This window comes from Pseudomonas sp. NFPP02 (genome assembly GCF_900119355.1).
In the GTDB taxonomy this organism is placed as follows: Bacteria; Pseudomonadota; Gammaproteobacteria; order Pseudomonadales; family Pseudomonadaceae; genus Aquipseudomonas; species Aquipseudomonas paracarnis.
Genome location: NZ_FPJI01000009.1, coordinates 144738 through 169359 on the forward strand (window position 1 = coordinate 144738; position 24622 = coordinate 169359).

The following is a 24622-nucleotide window of genomic DNA, read 5'->3' on the forward strand; positions in this document are numbered from 1 at the left end:
CCCTGGTTCCACAACTGAACGGGGCGCGAGCATGCACTGCAGCATAGTCGAGTTCCCTTGATATCGACGGCCAGTTGGCGTCAAATCAACATCGTTTTGGTGCTACACGGATTCAATTTAGCCTAGCTTCGTTTAATTTGAAGGCAGAGTCGCCATGGATGAACCACTCGCTACGAAGTCCGCTGTTTTGCTGGTCGACGATGAAGAGTCGATCCTTAACAGCCTGCGCCGCCTGTTGCGCGGCCAGCCCTATGAGGTGGTATTGGCCACCAGCGGCGCCCAGGCGCTGGAGATCATGGCGACCCGGCCTATCGATCTGGTGATGAGCGATGCGCGCATGCCCGGCATGGACGGCGCCACGCTGCTGGCCGAGGTCCACCGCCTTTATCCCGCCACCAGCCGCATCCTGCTCACCGGCTACGCCGACCTGACCACCATCATCAAGGCGATCAACGACGGGCAGATCCACCGCTACATCAGCAAACCCTGGAACGACGAAGAGTTGCAACTGGTGTTGCAGCAAACCCTCGAGCACCAACGCCTTGAACGCCTGGCCCGAGACCAGACCGAACAGCTCAAGCTACTCAACGCCACCCTGGAAAAACGCGTGGCGGCGCGTACCGCCGAGTTGCAACAAACCGCCGACATGCTCGACCTGGCCTACGATGAGCTCAAGCGCAGCTACGTGACCGGGACCGAAGTGTTTTCGCTGCTGGCCAACCTGCGCTTGCCCAAGGACAAACAGACCAACCGTGCGTTGATCGAGTTGATCCGGGTGTATTGCGCCGCCCAGTCCATGGACGAATCCAGCACCCGTGACCTGACCATGGCCGCCGCGTTGTACAACATCGGCAAGTTGAGCTGGACCGACAGCATGATGGTTGCACCGTCGGACAAGCTGCACAGCACCGACCGCGGCTTGTACCGTGAATATCCGGGGCAGAGCGAGTCGCTGCTGATGACCCTGGAGCCGATGAAGGATGCGGCGCGGATCATTCGCCATCACCAGGAGCGTTGGGACGGCACGGGGTTTCCCGACCACCTCAAGGGCGATACCATCCCGCCCGGTTCACGGCTGCTGAAGCTGGCGGTGGACTTTATCGAATTGCAGAAAGGCCTGATCCTGGAGCGGCACCTCAACAGCGACGAGGCGCTGCTGTATATCCGCAAGTACGCCGGGCGCCTGTATGACCCGGCGTTGGTGGAAGATTTCGTGCAAGCCTGCGCGACCTTCCTCAGCGATGTGACCCTGGGTGATCCGACGGTAAAAGTCCTCTCCACCCGTGAGCTGGAAGCCGGCATGGTGCTGGCGCGCAACCTCAATGCCGACAACGGCATGTTATTGCTCAATGCCGGCAAGGTGCTGAACCTGCCGCTGGTGGACAAGCTGATCGCGTTCGAGGCGATGGAGGGCGCCAAGTACAGTGTGTTTATCAGGGCGCCGGACGAGGTGCCGCCCCTCCTGTAGTTATACGCCCCAGGCTACGTGCTTGCTGGCGTGGTAATCAAAGATACCCCTGATGATGTAGACATCTTTGCCACCTTCTTTGCCGTTTTGTTCAATTGCCACGCGCCAAAGACCACGGCCCGTGCCGGGCTGCACCTGAGGGAGATCGACATAGGTGAAGTTGCCTATTCGCTTGCGGCTGAGGCGACCGGCTTGGATATCCTGGGTGATCTCCTCAAGTTTGGCGGTGGCAGGGGCGGGCAGGAGTTTTTTCTGGGTTTTCGCCAGTTCATCCAGCTTCACGATGTTGATGTGCGGATCGCGAGTGGGCACGACTTCCGGCCCGACGGGCAGCGCCGGCGCTGGCCTTTCAACTCTATGGGTTTGAACGCGGGGGACTTCGAACTCCAGAGGCGTTGCAAACTTGGGCAGGGCTTTTTCGAATGCTGTGACGTCTCTACTGTCTACCATCGCTACGCCAGTATCTGCCCCATGCTGGCCTCGGGATAGGGCGATATAGGGAATACCGGATTTTTTGAAATCCTCTGAAAAGGAGGTGACTTGAAGCTTGGCGAGTTTGGCCTTGAAGGTCTCCGTCATGAAGGCATCCAGGGTGCTTTTTGTCTCAGGCAGCAGTAAGAATCGACGTATCGCCTCCTGGCGTGTAATTCCCAGATCCGAGGCGAGTTGATTAATACGTACGAGGTGTTCGGGCTTGTATGCAAATACTTTCAGTGCAGCATCCCGCCAAGTATAAAGTTCATATTTTGCTGCGAATTTATCCATCGCATGCTGGTGTTTGTGGGTGATGGCGTACCCGACAAATTGTGCGCCAGTATCGGGGTCGGCAACGGCAATCGATGTTCTGATTTGTTTGTCGAGGTTCTCGTTTTTGCCAATGAGCCTTTTGACTTTTTTAAACAGTTCTTCCTTGTCCCGCGCAGACAGGGGTTGCGCAAAATGTTGTGTCGACAGGTGTATATGTTCAACCGTGGCCAGTTCGAGCCGCAGGTTTAACAGGGAACTACGTAATCTCTCTTGATTGGCTCGGCTCAAGCTTTTCGAGTTCGACATCCAGCGGCGAAATTCATCTTCATCCAGGGTGCCAAGCTGTTGTCGGGCGCGAGTGATCAAATCGAGCTTCAGGGAAGCGTCGGTTTGTTCTATGACGCGCACGAAATCCCGCATTTCCCCTTCTGTTGCAAAAAGCCGCATGGCCGCGATCAGGTCCGCATCCACTTGCTGTTCAGGGGTGAGAGGACGCAGGGCGCCCAGAACGGAACCTCCGCCCACAGCGTTTCGTTCGAAACGGGGCTTCCAGCTCTTTGCGTCTCCCGGTACGACCATAAAGTCCACGTGGTGACCTGCCGGGTCTTTTACATAGCGTGCGCCGTCTTCTACATAGGACTGATACAGGTGATAGCGGCCTGTTGGGTCGCGCATCGCGATGAACTGGTTATTGTGTTTATCAAAAAAACACGGTGCGCGGCCCGACTGGCGCGACAGTCTGTATCGGTGGGTGTCGGCAAACTCCACTACGTCAAAGAACGGCTCTATTTGCTCAGGCAACCGATATGGCATCACATTGACCCAGGCGGGTTCCAACGGGCGGAGGGAGGCACCCGTCAGTACAATGGCGGTGCTCCTGTCCGTACCGACTTTACTGGCCAGCCCCGGAATGCGCCGCCCCAGCTGCTTGGCCACGCCTAATCCGCGGTTGATAGCTCGGCGCAAAAACGACAGGGCGGTTTTGCCGGGTATCAACCCGAGCAGAAAATCGGCGGTTTCCACCCCGAACATAAAGGCGTTTACCGCCGATTCGCGGAAAATTTGCGCATTGCTCCGTGAACGATAGTCGGCGTGCGCGAGTTGAAAACCCAGTTGCGCCGAATACAGGTATGCGTGGAAATTGCCGGTTATCGGCGTCAAGGTATAGCGGTACACACTGCGCGTATCGTTGAAGATCCGTGTGATCTCTTTCGTATCCTTAGTGGCCATCTGGGAAGTGAAATAGGCCTGCCATTCCGGTTTTGTTTTCAGCGTGTCCAGCTCCACCAGCCCCTTGGTCAGCTCCCGGAAGGCAACGCCATCTGGTGCATCCGGGGTATACAGCACACTGACCCCGTCAGGCTTGGTGCCTTTTCGATGAATGACCAGGACACGATGCATGACCTGCCCGCCTTGGCCCCTCTCTTGCGCGGCGCCCAATACCAGCAGGTTGACCTCTATCTCGAATTCGCTGACTCGGGGGCGGGTGGTTGAATCAGGGTGTTCAGTGACAGCTTTTATCCAGTCAAACCCACTGCCTGGCGTCTGGAACGTAAACAGTTTGGCTGCGTCAGGGTTGAGACGGTTCTCAAGCGCGTCCTTATTCATTTTTGCCGCGTTGGCGCGCTGCCAGACTGTAGCGAAGCTGCTTGTCCCGCTGCTCAGCGAGAAGGTTGACCGCAGATACGTATCGTATTTTTGGCCAATGTCAGCTTCTGTTGCGAGTGCGCGCAAATCATCGTTGCCAAGTTTTCCGTGAGGGTTGCCGGCTGTGTCAATAATGTTGGCGGTGGCACTGATCGTTCTATGTATGCCATGCACCGACCATGGGTCGACATTACGTTGGGTATAACTTCCCAGTGTGCGCAGATCCACCACGGTTTGGGTACGCCAGGTGCCCCACGTCAGTTTTTTGCCTGGCAGGCACTGCGGGATATTGATCTTGCGGTCTTCGCTGATGTAGACAATGGTGGCTTCCTCGTTACGATACCCGGTCATCTCGGCCGACCGGGAGGACGTTGTGACGCGCAGATGAACCAGGCTTCTATAAGGGTCAATATCAACGTTGGCATACACAGGTTTCTGTTTTTTCAGCACCTTGTCGGTCTCCTGTTGGGAGAACGCCTCCAGTGTCAAGATTCTCTCAAGATGAGGTGTGAGTTCCTCATTGCTGTCGATCAGTTCTTGTTCCAGTTGCCTGTACCGAGCCTGGTCTTGCTCGCCGGAGGTTTTCAACCATGCGGGTTCGGCCGTCAACAGGCGTAGATTGCGCACCATAAAAGCATTAGCGACATCCCACTGTGGCGTCAGGTCTGCGGCCAGGTCGAGCTCGCCTGTGGAGGGCAACGTCTCCCTGCGCAAGGCTTCGCGAACGGAGAAATGTTGCCTGACTCGCAATGCGCGGACACTGTCAGCAATCACGTCAGCGTCTATCTGGGACGGGGCCGTCGTCAGTACGGGCAAGCCGCTCAGCGCGGTACGAGCGGCTGTCGGCAGGCTTGCGATCAACAGCTTGCCTGGCGCTGCGCCGTCTTGTATGCGGGCTGCGACGGTGTCATTCAAACGCGCCAGGTTTTCAAACTCCTCAAACTCCTCGCTTGGGCTATAGAGCATCACTTTGCCCGTCAGAGGCGTCGTGCCCGTGGGGGTCAGAATGAATGCGCCGGCGAATTCACTGCCATTCTCCAGGGCCAGTCGGTACACCGTGGGCCTGTTGTCGACGGTAAACACCTGTTCACGTACCGCAGCACTTGGGTACTTGAGCACGTTCTGCGCCAGCGTCCGTGCATGCGCCGACAACGTGCCGTCCACCGAGCGCAATGCCAGTTGATGGGCTAGCACTTGTCGTCGCAGCGCGACCAATTGCTCCTCCGTGTTGGGTTGGGAGGGCTCGCCAGCCCCCCAGAATGTATTCAGGCTCAACGTGATGGCTATTTCCAGCCTGGCGGCCAGGGTTGTCGTCGAGGCATTGGCAGAGAGGATTTTATCGGTGTCCAGGGTGTTGCATTCGCGGTAGAAGGCGCCGCTCTCCTGGGTCAGATAAGACTCTGCGCCAGGCGCGCGTAAGGTGGCCAGCAGCGAGCCCAGTGGTTCGCAGGACAGCAGGTGCTTTTGTCCTTCCTGGTCTTCGCGATAGCGGCTATAAAAAATCTGGTTGGGATTGATGGGCAGATGTGCATCGGGAAACATCTCGGCCAATTGCTGCTGGTACACGCGGCCGACACTCGGCTGTCGCCTTACCAGTTCAGAGGTCTGTGCATTGAGTTTGTCGAGTTCACGGGTGAGGTAAGCCAGTTGTTCTTCGGCAGAAAGTGACGCCGGCGGCACGACCGCAAGCGTCATCGGTTGCACGGTAGGGGTTGACGTGCTGTCGGCCGGCAGCGGTTGTGGTTCGTCAGTGGATGATTCTTTGAGGGTGGGCAATGAATTGTGCATGAGTAAACTCTTATAAAAGAGCGCGGCGCACCGAGGTGCAGCGAGCCCTGCTGAATATGAGTTTGCGAGTTTAGGGTGGCCGAAACTGGACCCTGCGGTGTATGTATGTCGGAAAAAATCGCCCTGCACTCGCGAGTTGCGTGTGCAGAATGCGCGTGGGATCCTTGGCCGCTTTTCAATCCGAGAGAGGGCTTTCCATGTCCAAGACTATCCGCATTGCAGCCGCGCTGTTGGTCCGTGGCGACGGTCAAACCCTGCTTGTGCGCAAGCGCGATACCCTGGCTTTCATGCAACCGGGCGGCAAAATCGACGCCGGCGAGCAACCTGCCGAGGCGCTCGTCCGTGAGTTGCACGAGGAGCTGAACCTGCGCGTTGATCCGAGCCAAGCCGTCTATCTTGGCCAGTTCTCGGCACCCGCGGCCAACGAACCGGGTTTTACCGTAGAGGCGGAGTTGTTCAAGGTGCAGGTCGACGTCGCCGTCACCCCTGCAGCGGAGATTGAAGAGGTGTGCTGGATCGATCCCATGGGCGAAGGCGACTTGCATCTGGCGCCATTGACGCGCGATTTGATCCTGCCGTTCTATCGTGATTCGCTGGCAACCGCATGATGATTCGCCCGCTGGACGCCGACGATGCGCAAGCCTATCGGGCATTGATGCTCGAGGCCTATGGCGCGTACCCGCAAGCGTTCACGTCCAGTGTCGCGGAGCGCGCCTCGATGCCATTGAGCTGGTGGGAAAAGCGTCTCGACAGCCCGCTGGATTGCCTGTTGGGCGGCTTTGATGGGGCGCGACTGGCCGGCATCGTCGGCCTGGCCTACGAGCCTCGCGAAAAGGCGCGGCACAAGGTGACCTTGTTCGGCATGTACGTGACCGAGGCTTATCAGAAGAAGGGAATGGGGCGGCAACTGGTGCAAGCAGCGCTTGAGGAGGCTCGCCGGCATCCGCGCCTGAAACTGATCCAGCTGACCGTCACCGCCGGCAATGACGCGGCCTTTGCGCTCTACCAGCGCTGCGGTTTCATTCAGTACGGCCTGGAGCCACTGGCCGTGCGGGTAGGCGTCGAATACTTCGACAAGATCCACATGTGGCGCGAGCTACATTGATCGTTCCAACGCTCTGCGTGGGCACGCATCCCGTGACGCTCCGCGTCACCACGTGGACGCAGAGCGTCCTTGGCGGCATTCCCACGCAGAGCGTGGGAACGATCGGCACTCGCCCGCACACTCAGAGCCCGCTCAACGCACCGCGCTTACGCCATCCAAGGTGGAAAACGAGGTGTCCTTGGCCGTCAGCAAGAAGTCGCGCATATAAGGTGCATCCAGCATGTCGGCACGAATGCCCGCATACAAGGTGGCGAACAAACCCTTCTCACCCAACCGCTTGGCCTTCACATACCCGCGTGAGCTGTATTCATGCAGCGCCCAGTGGGGCATACCGCACACCCCACGGCCGCTGGCCACCAGTTGCATCATCATCACGGTCAGCTCCGAAGTCCGCACCTGGGCCGGTTCAACGTCGGCCGGTTCCAGGAAGCGGGTGAAGATGTCCAGGCGGTCACGTTCCACCGGGTAGGTGATCAGGGTTTCTGTCAGCAGGTCTTCCGGCACGATGTAGGACTTGTTCGCCAACGCGTGCTGGTTGGCCACCGCCAGCATGGCTTCGTAGGTGAACAGCGGCACGTAGGTGATACCCGGCAGTTCCAGCGGGTCGGAGGTCACCACCAGGTCCAGGTCGCCACGGGCCAGGGCCGGCAGCGGCGCGAAGGCAAAGCCCGAGGCCAGGTCCAGCTCGACTTCCGGCCAGGCATCGCGGAACTGGTCGATGGTCGGCATCAGCCACTGGAAACAACTGTGGCATTCGATCGCCATGTGCAAGCGCCCAGCGGTACCCCCGGCCAGCCGCGCAATATCGCGCTCGGCACCGCGCAACAACGGCAGGGTGGCGTCGGCCAATTGCAGCAGGCGTAGGCCGGCGCTGGTGAAGCGCACCGGTTTGGTCTTGCGCACGAACAGTGGCATGCCCAGGCGCTCTTCCAGTTCCTTGAACTGATGGGAGAGGGCGGACTGGGTCAGGTGCAGGCGTTCGGCGGCTTCCACCAGGCTGTCGGCTTCGCGCAAGGCGTGCAGGGTTTTCAAGTGACGGATTTCGAGCACAGGCGCTCCATGAAGAAAATTTGCGACGAAAACGGAATGCTTGATTTTGTCTCATGTTGTGGGGCGTGTCGACCATGACCACTGGGCGCTCTTCATCAAACTGTCATCGAACTGTGGCAGCGCGCTTGAACAAACTTCATCAGACTCGCGCTCTACTGGGGTTCTGCGTTTTGGTGTTTTTCATGCGTGCGTTGTTTTTAGTGGCCGCTCTACTGTTCGGCCTGCCGTCTTTTGCGGCGTCTCGATGTGATGTCAATGTCCCGACCCAAACGGTCGACCTGGCTCAGGTGAGCATCGCCTATCAAAGTATCGGCCGTGCGTCCGACCCTGCGTTGCTGCTGGTGATGGGCCTGGGCGGGCAGTTGATTCACTGGCCGGACGAAGTGGTGGTGGCCCTGTGCGAACAAGGCTTTCGGGTGATTCGCTACGACAACCGCGACGTCGGCCTGTCCACCTGGCGGCAGGCGCCGGCGAGCGCCAACCTGACCTTCGAAGTGCTGCGCTACAAGCTCGGCTTGCCGGTGGCTGCGCCTTATACGTTGACCGACATGGCCGACGACGCCCTGGGCTTGATGGACGCGCTGCAGGTGCAGCAATTTCACGTACTCGGCGCGAGCATGGGCGGCATGATCGCTCAACACCTGGCGGCCATGGCGCCACAGCGGGTGGAAAGCCTGACCCTGATCATGACCAGCTCCGGCGCCGAGGGCTTGCCCGCGCCGAACGCGGCGCTGGTGCAATTGCTCTCGCGGCGCAGCGCGCCCAATCGTGAGGTGGCGCTGGAGCAACAGGCGGATTTGCTCGCGGCGTTGGGCAGCCCGGATATCAAGGACGATCGCCAGGCGTTGTTGCACCAGGCGGCGCTGTCCTATGACCGCGCCTTCAACCCCGAAGGCGTGAAGCGCCAGATCATGGCAATCCTGGCCGAGCCAAGCCGTGTGCCCTTGCTCAACCAACTGCGCGTGCCGGCGTTGGTCGTCCACGGCACCGCCGACCCCTTGCTGCCGGTGATGCACGGCGTGCATCTGGCCGCGCATATCCAGGGCAGCCAGTTGAAATTGATTCCCGGCCTGGCCCACCGTTTTCAGGAAGCGTTCAAGGCGCCCTTGCTGGCGGCGGTGTTGCCCTATCTGCAAGCCCATCGCCAGGATGCCGCGCACTGGGCGCAGATCGATTTGAGCGAGCCTTCGAAGGTGCTGTGAAGGTGGTGTATCGTGCAACCTTTATGTATGCGCATGACTGCACGCGAGGTTGCCCACCATGAGTACTCCCCTGAAAATCGATTTCGTCAGCGACGTATCCTGCCCCTGGTGCATCATCGGCCTGCGCGGCCTGACCGAAGCCCTCGACCAGCTCGGCAGCGAAGTGCAGGCCGAGATTCATTTCCAGCCGTTCGAACTGAACCCGAACATGCCCGCCATCGGTCAGAACATCGTCGAGCACATCACTGAAAAATACGGCTCCACGGCTGAAGAGTCCCAGGCTAATCGTGCGCGTATCCGCGACATGGGCGCCGCATTGGGCTTTGCGTTCCGCACCGACGGCCAGAGCCGTATCTACAACACTTTCGATGCGCACCGCCTGTTGCATTGGGCCGGGTTGGAAGGTTTGCAATACAACCTCAAGGAAGCGCTGTTCAAGGCGTATTTCAGCGATGGCCAGGACCCTTCCGACCACGCGACCCTGGCGATCATCGCCGAGAGCGTAGGGCTGGACATTGCGCGCGCCGCCGAGATTCTTGCCAGCGATGAATACGCCGCCGAAGTCCGCGAGCAGGAACAGCTGTGGGTTTCTCGTGGAGTGAGTTCGGTGCCGACCATTGTCTTCAATGACCAATATGCGGTGAGCGGTGGGCAACCGGCGGAAGCCTTCGTCGGCGCGATTCGCCAGATCATCAACGAATCGAAATCCTGAGGCCGAGCACGCAGCAAAATGTGGGAGCTGGCTGTCAGTTGCAAATGAGTTGGCTGAAACACCGCCATCGCAGCATAGGTATCTACACAGCTTTGGTGTGACGCTGGACCTGTGGCGAGGGAGCTTGCTCCCGTGACGGACTGACAGCCGGCGCCTAGCTACCTGACACCCCGCGATTCAAATGTGGGAGCTGGCTTGCCTGCGATGGCGGCCTACCAGCCAATGCCTATCTACCTGACACCCCGCGATCAAACTGTGGGAGCGGGCTTGCTCGCGAAGGCGGCCTGACAGGCGACACAGTTGGACCGTGTACATATCCATTGCTGCGGTAACGGCCACTTAGGGTTCCGCTCTGACAGCGGCTCACTTTTGAAAATCGCAAAAGTAAGCAAAACGCTCTTGCCCCACCACTCGGCACCTCGCTTAGGCTCGGTGTGCCCGAACGCAGGCTTGAATCCGTGGGCCGCCGCCCCGCGCCATCCATGGCGCGGGGCGGCTAACCCGGCGTCCTGCCGGGTTACCCACGAATTCAAGCCTGCGTTCGGCCAGCGTGGTTTAACGGGGCGCTTAAGATCAAAAGCAGAGCAAGAGCAAGAGCGACTCGCTTCGCATCGTGGTTAGCGTCTGCTGTTACAACCCACAAAGTTGTGTAGAGGCCATCGCAGGCAAGCCAGCTCCCACATTTGATCTGTGTCGGCATTAAGAGAAGCGCTGGCCCATCCCTTGCATTACCCCCCTAAAGCCCAACCGGCCTGCGGTTGGGCACTGCCATTAGGGGTGAAACTTACCTTGAATATTCTTGACCTTGACCACAGCCTCACCGGCCAGGCACCGATTGCCCGGCGGTTGGCCAGCGGTCGGGCCACGCGCCTGGACCTGCTGGACCTGGGCCCGAAATTGCGTTTGTGGTCCACCGAAAAAACCTGGAAGCGTTTCGTCGAGCGCCTGGCCCAACGGCCACGGCCCCGTGACGCGCGCCCGGAAATCCTGTTTGTCGGCTCCGGCGATTATCACCACCTTACGCCAGCGTTTTTGGCCGACCTCAAAGAGCCCGTCAGCCTGATTCACTTTGACAACCACCCAGACTGGGTGCGCTTTGCGCCCAAGCGGCACTGTGGTTCGTGGGTCAACCGGGCGCTGAAGATGCCAGCGATCCAACGCATCGTCACCCTCGGCCCGTGCAGCGATGACCTGCATAACCCGCAACTGCGCGGCGGCAACCTTGGCGCCCTCAAGCGCGGGCGTTTGCAGCTGTTTCCCTGGCAGCATCCGCCGTCCAAGGTCTGGGGCCGGGTGGGGGACGGCGCCGGCCACCAGCAACAGGAAAACCTCCTGCACTGGCGCAACCTGGCGGACCTGGATTGGGGCGCCTTCCTCGACCAGATGATTGCCAGCCTGCCCACCGAGGCGATCTGGATCACCATCGACAAAGATGTGCTCGCCAGTGAAGACGCCGCCACCAACTGGGACCAGGGCGGCATGCGCCTGACCCATTTGCTCCAGGCCCTGCGGGCGTTGGCGGCGGGTAAACGCATCATTGGCATTGACGTCTGCGGTGAGTTCGCTACGCCGGCATTCAGCAACGCGTTCAAGCGCTGGGAAGCCAAGTCCGACCAGCCGCCACCGGAGCGCTGGAGCCCGCAAGACTTGCAGCGCAATGCCGCAACCAATGAAGCCTTGATCGACCTGTTTGAGGAGCTGTTCCCGTGACCCTGACCGTGGTGCTGTTACTGGCGTTTTCCATCGTCCTCGATGTGATTGGCCAGCTGTGTTTCAAATTGGGCGTGGACCGTTTGCCGCAACTCGATGGCGGTTTTCGCCTGCGTGCGTTCTGGGGCCAGGTGTTCAATGCGCCGCTGTTGTGGGCCGGCGTCGGCGCCTACGTGATTGAGTTTTTTGTGTGGCTCGAAGCGCTGTCCCGTGCGCCCTTGAGTCTGCTGTTTCCGCTGGCGGCGTTGGCCTATTGCCTGGTGGTACTGGCAGGCAGGGTGGTGCTCAAGGAGACCGTCAGTCGGCGTCGTTGGCTGGGCACGCTGGTGATTACTTTAGGTGTGATGTTGGTAGCGATCGCGGGGAATCAGGCATGACAACGCAAACAATCAATACCGGCTGGCTGCACGGGCGTGTTGGCACCCTGGTGCTATGGGCACTGCTGATCGCCACCGAAAGCGCCGGGCAGTTGTTCACCAAGGTGGCCGGCGATCAGTTGGGGCCGATGGACTTCAGTTGGCAATGGCTGGCGGACGTGGCGCGCAACCCGGGGATTCTGGCGGCGATTGCCAGCTATCTGGGTGCGTTTTTTGTGTGGATGCTGATCCTGCGGCGTAGCAGTTTGTCCCTGGCGTTTCCGCTGAGTTCGCTGGTGTTTGTGGCGGTGCTGCTGGGCTCTTGGCTGGGGTTGGGGGAGCACATCAGCGCGTTGCATTGGGTGGGCGTGGTGGTAATTATCGGTGGTATCGCACTGTTGGCTGAGGGCGAGGAACACTGAAGATAGAGCTATGAAACACAGGCCCATTGTGGGAGCGGGCGTGCTCGCGAATGCGGTGGATCAGTGAAGTATCGGGTGACTGACACACTGCTTTCGCGAGCAAGCCCGCTCCCACATTTTGCTCCCAGGTGATTCAGTCAAAGGTGTAGCTGATCGCCGTCTGCACCTGGCCCTGATTCACATGGCCAGCCTCCTTGACGATGCTGCTCTTGGCCGCCGACCCCACCAGGTGTACCCAGCTGGCGCTGGTCAGCAGCGACCAATGGGGCGCCAGGGGGAAGGCGAAGCTTTGGCTCAGCGTCACGTTCTGGAAGCCCCCGCTCGCGTTATAAGGCCGCAAGCCTGAAGCTACGGCTTCGTTGTTGTCCACGCCGAAGAAGGTGTTGGTCTGGCGCGCATCGGCAAAATGCGCAACCAGGCTATTGCTGCCGATAATCCCGCCACCCACGGGGTAACCCAGTTCGCCGCCGATTTTACCCAGGGCGCCGCTCTGGGAATGCCCGCCGCCCACGGCCTGGCCCAATTGCGCGTAGACCCGCCAGAAATTGGCCGGGGCATATTGGACGAAACCGCCCACCTCGGCCATGTCCGACACGTTGCGCAGGCCCTGCAATTCGCCGTTGGAGGTACGCCCCGGCAGGTAGTTGATATAGGGGCCAGCGGTAAGGCCGTGGGTATCCAGGGCGCTCCAGGTGAGGCCGTCATCGGTACTCAGGCTGACGTCGCCCCAATCCAGGTCCAGGTAAGGCACAGGCCGGGTTTCGTAGCGGCTGCCGCTGGGGTCGTGGGGCTGATAGCTGAGGCCCGCGCCCACGTCGCCCGTGATGCCTTCTGCCCACGCGGCGCTGCAAAGGCCCCACCCTCCAAGTAAACCGGTGAATACAGCAGCAGCGAGCTTGGACATGGGGACGTTTCCTGAAGGTGGGCAGGCGCGCATGAACGCGCAAACCGACGCGCCTGCGCAAGCACTCATGTTGTTTGTAGCAAGCTACAAAAATTGTAGCTCCCGCGACACCTATCACCGCGCATTTCGCCCTAACCCCCAGCCCTGCGGGGTTTTCGCCAGTTGGCACAGTCCCTGCTCTATCCCTTGGCAAGCGCATACAGCGCGCTCCTCCAAGGCCCTTTACCTAAAGGAAAGGCAGATGATCAACTGGCATATCGTGTGTGACTTCGACGGGACCATTACTCCCACGGATGTCATCGACAACGTCCTCCAACGCTTCGCCGGCCCCGAGTGGGAAACCATTGAGCAGGAATGGCTGGATGGGCATATCGGTTCACGCGAATGCCTGAGCCGCCAACTGGCGCTGATCAAGGCCACCCCGGCTGAACTGCTGGCGTACTTTGACAGCGTCGAGATCGACCCGGACTTCCCGGATTTTGTCGATCACGTCATGGGCCTGGGTGCTTCCATCGAAGTGGTCAGCGATGGCATCGAGCAGGGCATTGCCCGCATCCTTTCGCGCAACTACGTGACCCTGCTGCCGATCCTCGCCAACCGCCTGCGCCAGGTTGACCAGGACAGCTGGCGCATCGACTTCCCGTATGCCAGCGATGCCTGTCGCGCTGCTGCCGGCAACTGCAAGTGCAAATCCACGCCGCGCAACAAGCGCGTGCTGGTGATCGGCGACGGCAAGTCCGACATGTGCGTGGCCTCCACCGCCGACTTCGTGTTCGCCAAGGGCAGCCTCGCCGACTACTGCGTCGCCCACCAGATCCCTCATGCGCGCTTCGACACCTTTGCGCAAGTGCCGGCGTTGCTGGCCAAGCTGCCTCAAGGCCTCGCCGCCAACGCCACCACCTTCAACACCTCTTCTGACAATCAGGAACTCTTCCATCATGTCTGATATCCGTATCGCTACCGCCGAAGACCAGGTTCTCCTGGATAAAGAAGCCAAGTACTGCTCCTACGGCGACACCGTTCACTACATCGAGCCGCCGCGTATTTTCAGCCGCTGCGAAGGCTCTTATGTGTGGGACACCGAAGACCAGGCCTACCTCGACCTGCAAATGTGGTACTCGGCCGTCAACTTCGGCTATGCCAACCCGCGCTTGAACAACGCGCTGAAAAAGCAGATCGACACGCTGCCGCAAATCGCCAGCCAGTACCTGCACAAAGGCAAGATCGAGCTGTCGGAAATGATCGCGGTCGATGCCAAGAACAAGTTCGGCCTCGATGGCCGTGTGCACTTCAACGTCGGCGGTTCGCAGTCCATCGAAGATTCCCTGAAGGTGGTGCGTAACGCTACCAACGGCAAGAGCCTGATGTTCGCCTTCGAAGGCGGTTACCACGGGCGTACCCTTGGCGCCTCGTCGATCACCTCCAGCTACCGCTATCGTCGTCGTTACGGCCACTTTGGCGAACGTGCGCAGTTCATCCCGTTCCCGTACCACTTCCGTGGCCCTAAAGGCATGACCAAGGAAGAGTACGGCAGCCACTGCGTGCAGCAATTCGCCCGACTGTTCGAGACCGAATACAACGGCGTGTGGGACCCGAAAGTCGGCAGCAGCGAATACGCCGCGTTTTACGTAGAGCCGATCCAGGGCACTGGCGGCTATGTGATCCCGCCAATGAACTTCTACCGCGAGCTCAAGCACGTATTGGATCAGCACGGCATTTTGATGGTGTCGGATGAAATCCAGATGGGCTTCTACCGCACCGGCAAACTCTGGTCGATCGAACACTTCGACGTACAGCCGGACGTGATCGTGTTCGGCAAGGCGCTGACCAACGGCCTCAACCCACTGGGCGGCATCTGGGCCCGTGAAGAGTTGATCAACCCGAAGATCTTCCCGCCAGGTTCTACCCACTCCACCTTCGCCTCCAACCCCTTGGGCACGGCGGTGGGCCTGGAAATGTTCAAGATGACCAGCGAAGTCGACTACGGCGCCATGGTCATGGCCAAGGGCAAATACTTCCTGGAAGGCCTGCAAGACTTGCAAAAACGCTTCCCGATCATCGGCGATGTGGACGGCCTGGGCCTGGCGCTGCGCTGCGAAATCTGCGGCCCGGATGGCTTCACCCCGGACAAGGCGACCCTGGACTACATGGTCGAAGAAGGCATGAAAGGCGACATGCTGGTAGACGGCCAGAAACTCGGGCTGATCCTCGACGTAGGCGGTTACTACAAGAACGTGATCACCCTGGCGCCGTCGCTGGAAATCAGCTACCCGGAAATCGATCTGGGCCTGAAGTTGCTCGAGCAACTGCTGGTGCGAGCGACCACGCGGTGAATGCTCAAGGGATCGACCTCGGTGAAGGTACTGCCGGTTTCGTTCTCGGTGAAGGTCCGGTCGGGATCCTGTTGATCCACGGCCTGACCGGCACGCCGACCGAGTTGCGCCAGGTCGCGAAGGGCCTGGCCAAGGTGGGTAACTGCACGGTGTATGTGCCCACACTGGCGGGGCACTGCGGCGACAACAGCGACTTGCAGGCCACTGGCTGGCAGGACTGGTACGAAGGCGTGCGCAAGACCTTCGTACAGGTCAAGCAACGCCACGGGCAGGTGTTTGTCGGTGGCTTGTCCATGGGCGCGGTGATGTCGATGTATGTGGCGTCCGAACATCCTGGGCAAGTCGCCGGGTTGCTGATGTATTCCACCACCTTGAAGTACGACGGTTGGAGCATCAACAAGCTGGCGTTCCTCACGCCGTTGCTGATGAAGATTCCATTCGGCGTACACATTTGCAGCTTCGAAGAGAAGCCGCCCTACGGCATCAAGAACGAGCGCCTGCGGGCCATCGTCGAGCGGCAGATGAAGGAAGGCGAGAGCAGCGAGGCGGGGTTGCTGACCATGGAAGGCATCACCGTGCGCGAGCTGCACCGCATGAACGCCGTGGTCAAGAAGCGCATGCACCAGATCAAGGTGCCGGCGCTGGTGCTGCACTCCATCGAGGACGACATCACCAGCCGCTGGAACGCCGATTACGTGGAGCGCCACCTCGGCGGGCCGGTGACAAAGATCCTGTTGGACAACTGCTACCACATGATCACGGTCGATTTGCAGTACCGGCGGGTGATCGAGTTGAGTGCCAAGTTTGTCGAGCAGCACGCAGTGCAACTCAATCGTGTGGCGTGATTAGTTTACTTGTAGGAGCGAGCTTGCTGTGGCGAGCAAGCTTGCTTGCGCTGGGGTGCGAAGCACCCCCAAAAGCCTGCGACTGCTGCGCAGTCGAGCGGGAGCAAGCTCCCTCGCCACAGCAAGCTCGCTCCTACAGTAGAACGGTGTTGATAAGGAAAAACTGTGATAACCACCCAAGCCTTCCCGACCATCCGGGCTATCCAGCGCGATGCCTGGAACGACTGTTTTCCCGGTGCCCTGGAGGATTGGGACTATTACCTGGCCGTGGAAAACGCCGCGATCGATGACTTTCAGTGGCGTTACCTCGCGGTCTTCGAGGATCAAATGCTGGTGGCCGTGGCTGCCGCGTTCGTCACCCATTATCGCCTCGACACCACGGTGTCGGGGGCCGGCAAGCGCTTGACCGAGCGCCTGGAGCAGCTGTGGCCTGGCGTTTTGCAATTGGCGTTGTACGCCATCGGTTCGCCGGTGGCTGAACGCTGTGATGCCGGTGTCGCCAGCCATGTGCCCGAATCCCGGCGCCCGTTGCTGTTGCAGCAGTTACTGGAGGCTGCGCGCAGCGATGCCGACGCGCTCGGTATCGGCTTGCTGGCGGTCAAGGATGCGCCCACCAACGACCCGCATTGGACCCAGAGCTGCCTTGCCGCAGGTTTTCAAAGCATGCCCAGCTTGCCCACGGGGGTGTTGCCGCTGCCTTATGGCTCGGTGGATGCCTACCTGGGTTCGCTGGGCAAATCCACGCGCAAGGACCTGCGCCGAAAACTGCGCGCACCAGGGCCGCGGGTCGAGTGGCGGCGTAATATCGATGACGTGCTGCCCGAGGTCATGCGCCTGTATGAAGCCACGCTCGCGCGCGCAGACTTGCAGTTCGAACGCCTGCCCGCCGGTTACTTCACGGGCGTGCTCGAACACCTGCACGAGCGGGCGGTCTGTGTTCTGTACTGGGTGGACGAGCGCTTGGTGGCGTTCAACCTTATCCTGCTGGATGAGCATCGGCTGGTGGACAAGTTCTTTGGCCATGACCTTGAGTTCAGCCGCGAGTACAACCTGTACTTCCGCAGTTGGTTGACCAATGTCGACTATTGTATTGAACACCGTATTCCGGTGTACGAGTGTGGCCAGGCCGGGTATGCCAGTAAACTGCGCCTGGGGTGCGAGTTCGAGGGCAACAGCCTGTTCTTCCGCCACCGTAACCGGCTGGTCAACGGCCTGCTCAAGCTTGTAAAACTGTTTATTCGACCGGATCGTTCCGACCCTGCCATGGCTGCTGCGATAAGCGAAACCTGATGATTACCAAGACCCGCCAGAAAGCCCGCCCCTTTGCCATCTCGCGTTGGAGCGTCCAGCGCAAGCTGGTGCTGGCGTTCTGGCTGGTCAGCGTGATTCCCACCATGATCGCGGCTGAGCTGGCAGCCACCACGCTGTCGCAGATTTTCGACAGCAACGTGCGTATCTGGCTGCAAGAGTCGACCAAGATCGTCAAGGACGAAATCGGCGACATCCTTCACGACAACGCGCGCATGGCCAAGCTGTTCCTGCGCTATACCAGCCCGCCGTCGTCCAAAAATGCCGAGAAGCATGACCGGCTCACCGCCGACATTGCCGATGCCACCGATATCGACGTGGTCGCGCTGATCCGCACCAGCGACCGTAAAGTGATGTTCAGCACGGCCGCCGATGACATCGTCAGGCAGATCAACCTCACCAGCAACGCGGTGCTGCAAACCGTGCAAGTCGCCGGCGTGAGCACGGGCCTTGTGGTGTCCACCTTCGAAACCAGCCGTGACGGAGTTGATTACCTGTTGCTGGTCGCCACTTACCTGGACAGCAGTTTTCTCACCAGCGTGGCCGATGTGCATTCCCTCGACCTGCGTTTGTACCTGGCCAACCCTGCCGGTTTTTCCGAAATATTTTCCACCCAGCGCTTCGCCAATCACCCCTCGCGCATCCCCAAGAATGTCGAGGCCTACCTGCGCAGCACCAAGCAGCCCAGCGAGCAGTTCACTAACCAGTACAGCGGTTTGTATTGGCCGATTTTCAATGATGCCGGCGAGTTGCAAGGCGTGATCTTCAGCGGCCTGCTACGCCATACCAGCCTGGTGGGGTTGGTGAACCAGAGCAACTTGTTCGTGCTGATCTTCCTGGTCAGCTCGGCGCTGTCACTGGCGGCCGGGTTGTTGGTGTCGCGGCGCCTGACCAAGCCCCTGCGCGATTTGTCCCAAGGCGTGGATGCGGTGATCTCGGGCAGTTATGCGCACCGTGTGGTGGTCAGTGGCGGTGACGAACTGGCGCAATTGAGCAGCACCTTCAACCACATGACCGAACGCCTGGGCGAGTTGCATCACCTGGAAGCCCAACTGCGTCGGCGTGACCGCTTGCATGCCCTGGGTGAAGTCGCCATGGGCCTGGCTCACGAAATTCGCAACCCACTGGGCATCATCAAGACCGCCACCCAACTGTTGCATCGGCGCGCTGACCTTGCGGAAACCGACAAGCGTCACCTGGAATATGTCATCAGCGAAGTCAGCCGCATCAACGAGCTGATTACCGAGTTCCTCGATTTCGCCAAGCCCAACCCGCCGATACGCGTGCAGCAACCGGCACGCGCCCTGGTGGAAGAAATCCTCGGTTTCTGCGGCCCGGAGCTGAGTAGCCATCGCATTGACGCGCAGATCGACGACCAGGCGCCTGGCGCGACGATCTACGCCGATGCCAAGCAGCTCAAACAGGCCTGTCTCAACCTGATTCTCAACGCCGTCGACGCGATGCCCGACGGCGGGCGCCTGACCCTGGGCATTCGCAGCGTGGGCGACAACACTGTGATCAGCATCGCCGATACCGGCGAAGGCATCCCGGCGGACATGGTGGAGCGCATCTTCACGCCATTCGTCACCACCAAGGCCTCGGGCACAGGCCTGGGCCTGGCCAAAGTCTATTCGATCATGGAAAGTCACGACGGCAGCATCGAATGCGCCAGTGAGAAAGATGCCGGCGCGACCTTCAGCCTGTACATTCCGGCTGACGGTGAAGACGACGGTGAAGATGAGGACGGGCATGACGCATAACGTATTGGTGGTCGACGACGAGCCCAAGCTCTGTGATCTGCTGACCCAGGCCTTGAGCCAGAACGGCATCCAGGTGTTCAGCGCGGGCAATGGCCTGCATGCGCTCAAGGTGCTGGGGGAGGAGGACATCGACCTGGTCATCAGCGACTGGCGCATGCCGGGCATGGACGGGCCGGCGTTGCTGGCCGAGATCAAGGTGCGTTATCCGACTTTGCCGGTAATCGTGATGACGGCCTACAGCACGGTGAAAAACGCCGTGCAGTCGATGCGTAACGGTGCCTATGACTACATTGCCAAGCCGTTCGACATCGACGAGCTGGACATCACCGTGGCCAAGGCCCTGCAATTTCGCGACATCATGCGCGACAACGCGCGCATGCGCGCCGAGCTGGACGAGCATGCTCAGTTCGACAGCCTGGTGGGCGACAGTCCGGCGTTTCGCCAAGTGCTCCAGGCGGTGGATTCGGTGCGTGACAGCAACGCTACTATCCTGCTGACCGGCGAAAGCGGCACTGGCAAGGAAATGGTCGCCCGCGCCATCCACAAGCATGGCAGCCGTGCCGACCAACCCTTCGTGGCGGTCAATTGCGCAGCCATTCCTGAAGGCTTGTTGGAAAGCGAAATGTTCGGCCATCGCAAAGGCGCGTTCACCGGCGCCGTGGCTGACCGGGTAGGGCGCTTCATGCAGGCCGACAAGGGCACGCTGTTTCTGGATGAAGTCGGTGATATGCCCTTGGCGTTGCAGGCCAAGATTCTGCGCGCCTTGCAGGAGCGGGTTATCGAGCCGGTAGGCGACCCCCGCGAGCGCAAGGTGGATGTACGAGTAATTGCCGCCACCAACAAGAACCTGCTGGATGCGGTGGCGGCCAAGGAGTTTCGCGAAGACCTGTATTACCGCCTCAATGTCTTTCCGATTCCGTTGCCGTCGTTGCGCGAACGCGTGGAAGACATCGCGCCCCTGGCGCGCCACTTCGCTCACACTTTGAGCGCCACCACTGGCAAACGTATCACCGGTTTCAGCCCCGAGGCGTTGCAGGCCATGGCGGCGTATCACTGGCCGGGCAATATCCGCGAGCTGCAAAACTGCGTGGAGCGCGCAACCATCGTGGCGGCTTCATCGGTGATCGAGGATATTGATTTGCCGGGGTATCTGTTTGCTTCCACACCGAGCGAGGGTGATGTGACCGCGATCCTCAGCGACGGCCCAGGCGTGCCGCGGGATCTGGATGCGGCGCTGGCCGAAGTGGAGAAAGCCTATATTCTTGCGGCGCTGCAGGAGAGCAATGGGGTGCAGGCCGCGGCGGCGCAGCGGATCGGGATTTCCGAAAGGAGCTTCTGGTATCGCCTGAAGAAGCTGGGGATTCAGGTCGACAAGATCGTGCGCTGATCTGAGTGTGGTAACTCATGATCGCTCCCACGCTCCACGTGGGAGTGCCTCTGGTGACGCTCTGCGTCACGCGTGTGGACGCGGAGCGTCCTTGGCTGCATTCCCACGCGGGAGCGTGGGAACGATCTGCCGTGTTGCGTCAGGTGTGCAGGCGTACCCACACGCTGACCAACACCGTCGCGGCCATCAACCAGGCCACGGCGGCGACTGCCAGCGATGCCTCCAACCGCAGCCGATCGACCATCACATACAGCGTCGCCAAATACACAAAGTACGGAATGATCGACCACATCCCGAACAGGATCGTGGTCTTCAAGTCCGCAACCGTTCGGCCTTTGCCGACGATGTAATGGGCGATCAGCGCAAAAGTGGGAAACAGCGGCACCAAGCCTGCGATGTAATAGTTTCTGGTCTTGGCCAGCGCCGCCAGGATCAGCACCACTGCGGCGCCAAGTGCAGCCTTCAGGAACAGATCCATCAGTGACTCAACCCGTATTTCTTGACCTTGTCGAACAGGGTGGTCTTGGCCATCCCCAGTTCCTGGCTGGCCTGGGTCAGGTTCCCGCCGCTGCGTTGCAGGGCATCGTTGAGCAGGTTGCGCTCAAAGGCTTCCACCGCCTCGGTAAAGGCAACCCCTTGGTTGCCGCTGCCGGCGCCGCTTTTCTTGAAGGCGGGCAGGCCGAGGGCGAAACGTTCGGCGACGTTGCGCAGCTCACGCACGTTGCCTGGCCAGTCGTGGCTCATCAGGCTGGACAGGGTCTGGTTGTCCAGCTCCGGCACCGCCCGGTCGAAGCGTAGCGACGATTGCTGCAGGAAGTGTTCGAACAGTTGCAGGATGTCTTCGCGCCGTTCGCGCAAAGGCGGCAGTTCCAGGGTGACGACGTTGAGGCGGTAGTACAGGTCGCTGCGGAACTGGCTGGCGCGGCTCAACTCGTCGAGGTCGGACTTGGTGGCAGCGATTACCCGGCAATCCACTGCCACGCTCTGGTTCGAACCCAGGCGTTCCAACGTACGTTCTTGCAGCACCCGCAGCAATTTGATCTGCAGGTTGATCGGCATGCTCTCTACTTCATCGAGGAACAGCGTGCCTTGATGGGCATGCTCGATCTTGCCGATGCGACGTTTGCCGGCGCCGGTGAAGGCGTTGGCCTCGTGGCCGAAAATCTCGCTTTCAAACAGGTTTTCCGGCAGGCCACCGCAGTTGAGGGCGACGAACTGGTGGGTATGGCGCCGGCTGAAATCATGCAGGCAGCGCGCGACCAGTTCCTTGCCGGTGCCGGTCTCGCCTTCGATCAGCACGTTGGCCGAGGTATCGGCGACATTGGCAATCAGTTCGCGCAGGTTTTGCATGGCCGGCGAGCGGCCGATGATGCGGCCTTCCAGCGAGTCGCGTTCGGCCAGTTGCCGGCGTAGCGACCAGACTTCCCGCGCCAGCCCGCGTTGTTCCAGGGCGCGGCGTGCCACGTCCACCAGGCGTTCGGGCGAGAAGGGTTTCTCCATGAAGTCGTAGGCGCCGTTACGCATGGCGCCCACCGCCATGGAGATATCGCCATGCCCGGTGATCAACACCACCGGCAGGCTTTTATCCAGGGCCTTGAGGCGGGTCAGCAGTTCCAGGCCATCGATGCCCGGCAGGCGGATATCGCTGATGACGATGCCGGCAAAGTTTTCGCCGATGCGCTTGAGCGCTTCTTCGGCGCTGCCCACGCCGACGCTGGTGATGTCTTCGAGCGCCAATGCTTGCTGGCAACCGAGCAGTACATGGGGGTCGTCTTCGACGATCAGGACGGTAAGGTCTTGGGCTTGTGTATTCATGTCGACTCAGCTCGTTGAGCGCCCACCAATGGCAGGTTCAGGACAAAGGCGGTACCACCATTGGCCGGATGTTCCACGGCAAGGCTACCGCCTGTGGCGGCCGCGAGGCTTGCGGAAAGGGTCAGGCCCAAGCCCAGGCCTTGTTCGCCGGGCTTGGTGGTAAAAAAGGGTTCGAACAAATGCTTGCGCGCCTCGGGGTCGATGCCGTGGCCATTGTCACGCACCAACAGGCGGTATTTGCCATCGCCGTTCTGGCCTTCCAGCCACAGTTGCGGCACTGCTTGGGCCTGCATCGCATCGAGCGCGTTACCGATCAGGTTGACCAGGATCTGCTCCAGGCGGGTCTGGTCGATCTGCAATTGGGCGTTGGCAAAGTCACGGTGCACGGTCAACGGCAGGCTGTCCAGGCGCGCGCCGAGCACCTGGAACGCGGCGTCCACGGCCTTGCCGAGGCTGGCTTCGCCCTGGTCGTCACCGCGCCGGGCAAAGGAACGCAAGCTGGCGGTGATGCGGCCCATGCGGTCGATCAGTTCGTTGATGGTCTTGAGGTTGGTGCTGGCAGTGTCCAGGGCGCCGCGCTCAAGGAAGCGTACGGTGTTGCCCGACAGCGTGCGCAGCGCCGCCAGCGGCTGATTCAGTTCATGGGCTATGCTGGTGGACATCTGGCCGATGGCCGCGAGTTTGCCGGCCTGCACCAGTTCGTCCTGGGCGTGGCGCAGGGTTTCTTCGGCCTGGCGTCGTTCGCGAATCTGGCCCTTGAGCCGTTCGTTGCTGGCGCGCAGGTCGGCGGTGCGTTCGGCAATCCGACGCTCAAGCTGGCTGTTGGCTTCCTGCAAGGCTTCCCGTGCGGCGAGGCGGGTGGCGATGACCTTGCGCCGTTCGTTCCAGGCGATTAGCAGGAAGGCGACCAGGCCAAAGGCGACGGCCACCAGGATGCCCTGGTTGATCGCGGCGCGGCGCAGGTCGTTGAGCGGGGTGAGCAGGGTGAAGTTCCACGGCGTGTCGTTGAGCGGGCGGGTCTGCGCCAGGTAGCTGACGGCGTGCTGGTCGTTGACCACTTCGGTGTTGGCCGGGAAGGTCAGTTTCTCGGTGCCTTCGTTCAGGCGCTCACGGGCCAGGGGTTGCAGTTCATTGAGCGTCGCCCAGTAATATTGCAGGCTGTGGGCCAGGCGGTCCTTGGTGTCATCGCTCAGCGGGCGTACAGCCTTGAGGCGACGCGCCGGGTCGCTGGAAAGAATAATGATGCCGTTCTCATCGCTCACGAAAGCTTCGAGGCGCGCACGTTGCCAGCGCTCTTCAAGGGCTTCGAGGCGCACCTTGACCACGGCGACGCCGATGATCTTGCCGTGCTCTTCCAGGCCGTGGGCCAGGTAATAGCCGGGTTCGCCGTTGGTGCTGCCGATGCCGTAGAAACGACCGGGCTGGCCGCGTACAGCGTTCTGGAAATAGGCGCGAAAGGACAGGTCCTCACCTTGGTAACTGTCGGCATCGCGCCAGTTACTGGTGGCCAGCACACGACCGGTGGTGTCCATTACATAGATGGCGCGGCTGCGACTGCGGCGGTTCAGGCCTTCGAGGTAGTCGTTGACCGTCTTGCGGGTTTCCTGGTTCGGGTCGGCGAGCAGTTGGGAAACACTGGACTCCAGTTCCAGCAGGCTGGGCAGGTAGGTGTACTTGCTCAGTTCGCTTTCGACGGTGCGGGCGTGCAGCTCCAACTGGCGTTCGCCGTTGTCGCTGAGGGTGCGGATGCCGTAGTAGTCACTGACCCAGAAGCCGATATAACCCAGGCCGACCATCAGGGCGATGATCAACGGCGGCAGGAACAGTTGGCGTATCAGACGAGGCTTCACGGCAAGTGATGGCGGCGCGGCGCGATATTGATTGGGGTCGCATTTCATCACAGATGCCTTGGGTCAGCTACTTCTCGCCAGTGTAAGAGCGGGCTTGTGTGGGAGCCGGGCTTGCCCGCGATGCAGGCGCCTCGGTGTAACAGTTGCACCGAGGCGATGCCATCGCAGGCAAGCCAGCTCCCACACAAGCCCGGCTCCTACAGGACGAACGGT

Annotated in this window: 20 protein-coding genes; 14 read left to right on the forward strand and 6 right to left on the reverse strand. The window is 60.5% G+C overall.

Annotated features, from left to right (window positions below; genetic code table 11):
• Positions 1 to 154: 154 nt before the first annotated feature.
• Positions 155 to 1468 carry a response regulator c-di-GMP phosphodiesterase, NosR family gene (locus tag BT204_RS17180; protein WP_072447602.1) on the forward strand — a complete coding sequence of 438 codons (1314 nt, stop codon included), beginning with the start codon at positions 155 to 157 and terminating at the stop codon, positions 1466 to 1468.
• On the opposite strand, the gene BT204_RS17185 is transcribed toward BT204_RS17180, so the two are convergent.
• Positions 1469 to 5650 (reverse strand): dermonecrotic toxin domain-containing protein, encoded by a 4182-nt coding sequence (locus BT204_RS17185; protein WP_072447604.1) that lies wholly within the window; start codon positions 5648 to 5650, stop codon positions 1469 to 1471.
• A gap of 197 nt (positions 5651 to 5847) precedes the next feature.
• Between BT204_RS17185 and BT204_RS17190 the strand changes: the two genes are divergently transcribed.
• Positions 5848 to 6258, forward strand: coding sequence for an NUDIX hydrolase (locus BT204_RS17190; RefSeq protein ID WP_034126447.1), 411 nt, complete (start codon positions 5848 to 5850; stop codon positions 6256 to 6258).
• On the forward strand, positions 6255 to 6755 hold the full coding sequence (locus BT204_RS17195) for a GNAT family N-acetyltransferase (RefSeq protein WP_072447606.1): 501 nt from the start codon (positions 6255 to 6257) through the stop codon (positions 6753 to 6755). The genes BT204_RS17190 and BT204_RS17195 overlap by 4 nt, the downstream gene beginning before the upstream one ends.
• Positions 6756 to 6887: 132 nt before the next feature.
• On the opposite strand, the gene metR is transcribed toward BT204_RS17195, so the two are convergent.
• Positions 6888 to 7805: a transcriptional regulator MetR gene (gene metR / locus BT204_RS17200; protein ID WP_003188924.1), complete on the reverse strand. Its 918-nt coding sequence runs from the start codon at positions 7803 to 7805 to the stop codon at positions 6888 to 6890.
• A 182-nt stretch (positions 7806 to 7987) separates the two neighbouring features.
• Between metR and BT204_RS17205 the strand changes: the two genes are divergently transcribed.
• From BT204_RS17205 to BT204_RS17230, 5 genes are all read left to right on the forward strand, one after another.
• Positions 7988 to 9007 carry an alpha/beta fold hydrolase gene (locus BT204_RS17205; protein ID WP_034126527.1) on the forward strand — a complete coding sequence of 340 codons (1020 nt, stop codon included), beginning with the start codon at positions 7988 to 7990 and terminating at the stop codon, positions 9005 to 9007.
• 58 nt (positions 9008 to 9065) lie between these two features.
• Positions 9066 to 9719, forward strand: coding sequence for a DsbA family oxidoreductase (locus BT204_RS17210; protein WP_034126450.1), 654 nt, complete (start codon positions 9066 to 9068; stop codon positions 9717 to 9719).
• Positions 9720 to 10508: 789 nt separating this feature from the next.
• Positions 10509 to 11429, forward strand: coding sequence for an arginase family protein (locus tag BT204_RS17220; RefSeq protein WP_057976072.1), 921 nt, complete (start codon positions 10509 to 10511; stop codon positions 11427 to 11429).
• Positions 11426 to 11806 (forward strand): DMT family transporter, encoded by a 381-nt coding sequence (locus BT204_RS17225; protein ID WP_003188930.1) that lies wholly within the window; start codon positions 11426 to 11428, stop codon positions 11804 to 11806. Before BT204_RS17220 ends, BT204_RS17225 begins: the two co-directional genes overlap by 4 nt.
• Positions 11803 to 12207, forward strand: a complete 405-nt coding sequence (locus BT204_RS17230) for a transporter (protein ID WP_054917752.1) — start codon at positions 11803 to 11805, stop codon at positions 12205 to 12207. The genes BT204_RS17225 and BT204_RS17230 overlap by 4 nt, the downstream gene beginning before the upstream one ends.
• A gap of 133 nt (positions 12208 to 12340) precedes the next feature.
• On the opposite strand, the gene BT204_RS17235 is transcribed toward BT204_RS17230, so the two are convergent.
• Positions 12341 to 13111 carry a MipA/OmpV family protein gene (locus tag BT204_RS17235; RefSeq protein WP_054897707.1) on the reverse strand — a complete coding sequence of 257 codons (771 nt, stop codon included), beginning with the start codon at positions 13109 to 13111 and terminating at the stop codon, positions 12341 to 12343.
• 241 nt (positions 13112 to 13352) lie between these two features.
• Here BT204_RS17235 and BT204_RS17240 point away from each other — a divergent pair, with 241 nt between their 5' ends.
• From BT204_RS17240 to BT204_RS17265, 6 genes are all read left to right on the forward strand, one after another.
• Complete coding sequence (locus tag BT204_RS17240) at positions 13353 to 14057, forward strand: MtnX-like HAD-IB family phosphatase (RefSeq protein ID WP_054897708.1); 705 nt, start codon at positions 13353 to 13355, stop codon at positions 14055 to 14057.
• Complete coding sequence (locus BT204_RS17245; protein ID WP_072447608.1) at positions 14050 to 15444, forward strand: aspartate aminotransferase family protein; 1395 nt, start codon at positions 14050 to 14052, stop codon at positions 15442 to 15444. Before BT204_RS17240 ends, BT204_RS17245 begins: the two co-directional genes overlap by 8 nt.
• Positions 15441 to 16289, forward strand: coding sequence for an alpha/beta hydrolase (locus BT204_RS17250; RefSeq protein ID WP_072447609.1), 849 nt, complete (start codon positions 15441 to 15443; stop codon positions 16287 to 16289). Before BT204_RS17245 ends, BT204_RS17250 begins: the two co-directional genes overlap by 4 nt.
• A 165-nt stretch (positions 16290 to 16454) precedes the next feature.
• The gene (locus BT204_RS17255) at positions 16455 to 17579 is read left to right on the forward strand and encodes a GNAT family N-acetyltransferase (protein ID WP_054917754.1); all 1125 of its coding nucleotides are present in this window, start codon (positions 16455 to 16457) and stop codon (positions 17577 to 17579) included.
• Positions 17579 to 19357, forward strand: coding sequence for a sensor histidine kinase (locus BT204_RS17260; protein WP_057976061.1), 1779 nt, complete (start codon positions 17579 to 17581; stop codon positions 19355 to 19357). Before BT204_RS17255 ends, BT204_RS17260 begins: the two co-directional genes overlap by 1 nt.
• Positions 19347 to 20744: a sigma-54-dependent transcriptional regulator gene (locus BT204_RS17265; RefSeq protein WP_034126458.1), complete on the forward strand. Its 1398-nt coding sequence runs from the start codon at positions 19347 to 19349 to the stop codon at positions 20742 to 20744. The genes BT204_RS17260 and BT204_RS17265 overlap by 11 nt, the downstream gene beginning before the upstream one ends.
• Positions 20745 to 20883: 139 nt before the next feature.
• Here BT204_RS17265 and BT204_RS17270 read toward each other — a convergent pair whose 3' ends face one another.
• From BT204_RS17270 to BT204_RS17280, 3 genes are read right to left on the reverse strand one after another with little or no spacing between them, the layout of a single operon-like run.
• Complete coding sequence (locus tag BT204_RS17270; RefSeq protein WP_014717129.1) at positions 20884 to 21222, reverse strand: GlpM family protein; 339 nt, start codon at positions 21220 to 21222, stop codon at positions 20884 to 20886.
• Positions 21222 to 22559 carry a two-component response regulator AauR gene (locus BT204_RS17275; protein ID WP_034126459.1) on the reverse strand — a complete coding sequence of 446 codons (1338 nt, stop codon included), beginning with the start codon at positions 22557 to 22559 and terminating at the stop codon, positions 21222 to 21224. Before BT204_RS17275 ends, BT204_RS17270 begins: the two co-directional genes overlap by 1 nt.
• Positions 22556 to 24457 carry a two-component sensor histidine kinase AauS gene (locus tag BT204_RS17280; protein WP_054897713.1) on the reverse strand — a complete coding sequence of 634 codons (1902 nt, stop codon included), beginning with the start codon at positions 24455 to 24457 and terminating at the stop codon, positions 22556 to 22558. The genes BT204_RS17275 and BT204_RS17280 overlap by 4 nt, the downstream gene beginning before the upstream one ends.
• Positions 24458 to 24622 lie beyond the last annotated feature (165 nt).